This is a genomic window from uncultured Veillonella sp. (assembly GCF_937981445.1).
Taxonomy (GTDB): domain Bacteria; phylum Bacillota; class Negativicutes; order Veillonellales; family Veillonellaceae; genus Veillonella_A.
In genome coordinates this window covers 1-4,313 of sequence record NZ_CALJON010000012.1, presented here as the reverse complement: position 1 = coordinate 4,313, position 4,313 = coordinate 1, and the positions used below count along the sequence as shown (strand labels likewise).

The window sequence follows — 4,313 nt, the reverse complement described above, 5'->3', positions numbered from 1 at the left end:
GGATTACCTGTAAATTTTTTAGCTCTAATAGAAAAAAGTTCTTCGGCAGCCTTAAATGTTTCTTCGCTAATAATTGCTTCGTGTTGGCCATCATAAATACTACCAGCGTATGAAATTTTACCTGTATATAATCTAGTAGTAAGAATACTACGTAAAACAGTTTCATGAATTGGTTTATCATATTTGTCGTTTAATATTTTATGTATCCGATGAATTGGTAGTTTCTTTAAAAATAAATCAAAAACTTCACGCACAATAGAGGCTTCATATTCGTTGATGATTAGTTGGCCATCTATATAGTCATAGCCAAATGGGTCATAACCACCACCATGCCATAGACCGTTTTTTGCACGCTCGATACGACCCATAAGAGAACGTTCTTTTATTTGTTCACGTTCTAATTGAGCAAATACGGATAAAATACCAATCATAGCACGACCAAAAGGGGATGTCGTATCAAAGTTTTCATTTAATGAAACAAAGTCTATTTTATTCTTTAGAAATACATCTTCGATTAAATACAAAGTATCTTTTTGGCTTCGAGATAAGCGATCTAATTTATAGACTAAAACACACTTTATTTTTTTATTTTCAATATCATTCATGAGTTGTTGCAAGGCTGGTCTATTAGTATTAGAACCACTGAAACCACCATCAACATAGGTATTATAAATAGACCAATCTCTAGATTTACAATAACTAGTTAATCGGTCTGTTTGAGCATCGATAGAATAGCCTTCATTGGCTTGTTCTTGTGTGGATACACGAATATAGATGCCTACTTTCATTGTATTAGGCATAAAAAATCACGCTCCTTGTTAGTTAAGATATGACAAACTAACCTAGAGCGTGCTATAATCAATTTGCAAGGATTGATGCGGTACATGCTCTAAGTATGTTACTGTATTCAATTTATTCCCTCATTCCGTTGGCGCGGAGTGGGGGAATTTTTTATTTTAAAAGGTTTTCTTTGGATGTTCTTGGTAATCATAAAGGGTAAATATATCTTGGCCACAGTGTTGGCATTTGTATATTTCTCTTTCATTGTTTCCAGTTACTGTATGCATCACAAATTGGAATTGATTAGATGATGACCCACAATTAGTACAAACTAATTTATTATCTATATATTTGGCATTACCTATTAATCGACCATTGTAAATAGTCTTTATTTTGATTTTGTCTGAATCAATAGATAGCTGTAATAATCTTGATATTTGTTTGAATTGTTGGTCATTGAGTGGTTCTTTTTGAATTGTTATATTAATTTTTTCTTTCATATAAATCCTTATTTTATCTTCAATAAAACTAAAACGCCCTCTAAATAATTAGAGAGCGCTGTTTTGCCACAAGGACAATGAAAAAGATATTTTTTGGGACATCAAACCCAATACATACAGTATATACTCTCTATAGGTAATGATGCACATATTGGTAAGGCAGGTGAACCTGAAAGTAGGTATTCTGTAGCTTTAGGTTATCAATCAACACTTGAAAGTAGTGTAGAAAATGCTACGGCTCTTGGACCGGACACTAAAATTGAGAGCAATGCAAATGGCAGTGTAGCTATTGGGGTTAAATCTAAGGTACAGTCTTGGTCAGGTGGTGGCATTGCTATAGGCTCTAATTCTACTGTGAAGGGCAGTAGTAATATTGCTATCGGTGCTAGAGCTGGAACTATTACTAAAGCAGGTAATGTTAGTAATTCGATAGCGCTAGGTAATGATACTCAGGTTAATACAGGCTATAGCGTAGCGTTAGGAAGTAATGCGACTATTGAGGAACGATCGGGTAGCTCTTCAATAGTGGGGCATAGCACTAGTACAAAAAGTGCATCGAGTTCTATTTTAGGGGCATCATCTAATATTGGTACTGATTCAGACTACTCCTTTATTGGTGGTAGTGAGTCGATTATTGGAGATAACATTAAATATGCTACTATTGTAGGGTCTAAGTCCGGCGTTAGTAGTTTAGGTGGTACAGCCATAGGCTACGCAACTGATGTTGCTGCTAATACTAGTTATAGTGTGGCACTAGGTCGAAGTAGTAAAGTAAGAACTGACGATATGTTTACGAGCGCTAAGTTAACAGAATTTAAGAAAGAATTAGGCGATTTCTATAATAAGCAATGGAATATTTCTAGCGGTGATGGTACATATGGCGTACTTTCTGTTGGTGATAGTTCATCTAAACGTCGTATTATTAATGTAGCCAAAGGTCGTATATCATCAGATTCCTATGACGCTATTAATGGTAGTCAAATTTATCATTTAACTAATGATTTGAATGCTAAAATAGCCGCTGCAGGTGGTGAGGTAGCAGCCGGCACAAATATTGCATCAATAGATCCAGGAAAAACTGCAGATGGCAAGCCACAATATATTGTCAATGCTAAAAATGCTAGCGTCAGTGTAGGTAACAATTTTACTTTGACACCGACTGAAAATAAGCAGACTAATATTACAGACTACAATATTAAGTTAAAAGACACTATTACTATTGGTGAAGCTAAAGAGGGAAATAATCCTATTACGATTGACGGTACTGCTGGTCAAATAACAGGCTTAACGAATAAAACTCTTACTGTTGATGGATTTGCTACTGCAGGTCGAGCAGCTACTGAAGAACAGTTGAATGCGGCTATTACTAAAATCGAGGGTAATGACTATAAAGGCTGGACTGTATCTGCTGAGGGTGAAACTGGCGTTGCTGTAAATGGCGATAAAGTTGATTTCTCTGGTGCAAAAGACAAAAATAATCATAAGAATATCGTAGTAAGTCAAGAGGGAACTAATTTAACCTTTGATCTTAATAGCACTGTTAATGTAGGTACTGGAGATAATACGGTAGCAATTGATGGAGAAAAGGGCACAGTAACTGCAGGCGCAGGTGTTAATAAAGTTGCTATCGATGGTAATACGGCAAAAGTAACAGTTGGAACTGTAGAAAAAACAAAAGTAACTCTAGATGGTGTAGCTGGTTCAGCTAATATAGGTAACGTAGCAGTTGATGGGGCTACAGGCAATATTACAGGCTTAACTAATAAAACTATTAATTATGATGGATTTGCAAATGGTGCAGGTCGTGCAGCTACAGAAGAGCAATTACAACTTGTTAAAAATGATTTAGAAGGTATAAAAGGGAGTGCTTATCAAGGTTGGAATGTTTCGGCCAATGGTGAAGACAGTCAGGCTGTAGGTAATAATGCTACCGTAGACTTCTCTGGCTCTAAAGACAAAGCTGGTAATCAAAACATTATCGTAACAAAAGACGGAACTAATTTACAGTTTGGTCTCAGTGAAAAGATTACTCTCGGTGAAGGCCATACTCAGGTAGTAGTTGATGGTGGTAAAGGTACTTTACAGGTAGGCACTGAAGCAGGTAAGACAGTCACTGTAAATGGAACAACTGGTATGGCAGAAGTTGGTAATATTTCAGTAAACGGTAGTAAAGGCGAAGTGACTGGTTTAACTAATACGACTCTTGATGCAGAGGACTTCGCTACTGTAGGGCGTGCGGCTACTGAAGAACAACTTCAAAGTGTTAATCATCAAGTGACCAATAATAGCATAGCGATTAATAATTTGGGTAATAAAGTAAACCAATTAGATAATCGTATTGATAAAGTGGGAGCCGGTGCAGCCGCTTTAGCAGCGCTTCATCCGCTTGACTTTGACCCAGATGATAAATGGGATTTTGTAGCTGGTTATGGTAATTACCGCGGTGAAAATGCAATGGCTTTAGGGGCATTCTATCGTCCTAATGAAGATACCATGTTTAGTGTAGGTGGTACGATGGGCAATGGCGATAACATGTTTAACGCTGGCGTATCCCTTAAATTTGGTCAAGGCAATAATGTGTCCACATCGCGTCTCGCTATGGCTAAAGAAATAAAAGATATGCGCCGTGAAATGGAAGCTATGAAGTCGGCTATGCTTGACTCTCATGCAGGTCGAAAAGTTGATACCTCCAAACTTCAACTTTTCCCAGACGTACCTCAAAATCATTGGGCTTATGAATACGTGGCCACTCTTGCTGGTAATGGCATGATTGATGGGTATCCTGATGGTAATTTTGACGGAAATCGCCCTATGACACGTTATGAATTTGCTGCTGTATTGTATCGTGCTATGGTAAATGGTGCTACTTTATCTGATAAGATTCTTACTGAATTTGCTCCTGAGCTTGAACGATTCACTGTTGATACAGTTCATACTGATAAAGATGGCAATCCAACTGTAGAACGCGTACGGGTGGCGCGTCATAAATAGGTATGGAATAAAAGTGTAAAAGGATAATTTTTAAATCTAGTA

General features: G+C 37.1%; 3 protein-coding genes. 1 reads left to right on the top strand and 2 read right to left on the bottom strand.

The genetic code is table 11. The annotated features are described in order from the left end of the window. A partial coding sequence (locus Q0376_RS02740; protein WP_298703801.1) for a recombinase family protein occupies positions 1-800 on the bottom strand: 800 nt, incomplete at its 3' end. A gap of 156 nt (positions 801-956) precedes the next feature. Next, on the bottom strand, positions 957-1,280 hold the full coding sequence (locus Q0376_RS02735) for a hypothetical protein (protein ID WP_298703800.1): 324 nt from the start codon (positions 1,278-1,280) through the stop codon (positions 957-959). 93 nt (positions 1,281-1,373) lie between these two features. Between Q0376_RS02735 and Q0376_RS02730 the strand changes: the two genes are divergently transcribed. Further along, complete coding sequence (locus tag Q0376_RS02730) at positions 1,374-4,271, top strand: YadA-like family protein (protein ID WP_298703798.1); 2,898 nt, start codon at positions 1,374-1,376, stop codon at positions 4,269-4,271. The last annotated feature ends 42 nt before the right edge of the window (positions 4,272-4,313 follow it).

Coding starts and splice junctions, on each gene's coding strand:
- Q0376_RS02735 (WP_298703800.1), bottom strand. CDS start 1,280: ATGAAAGAAAAAATTAATATAACAATTCAAAAAGAACCACTCAATGAC.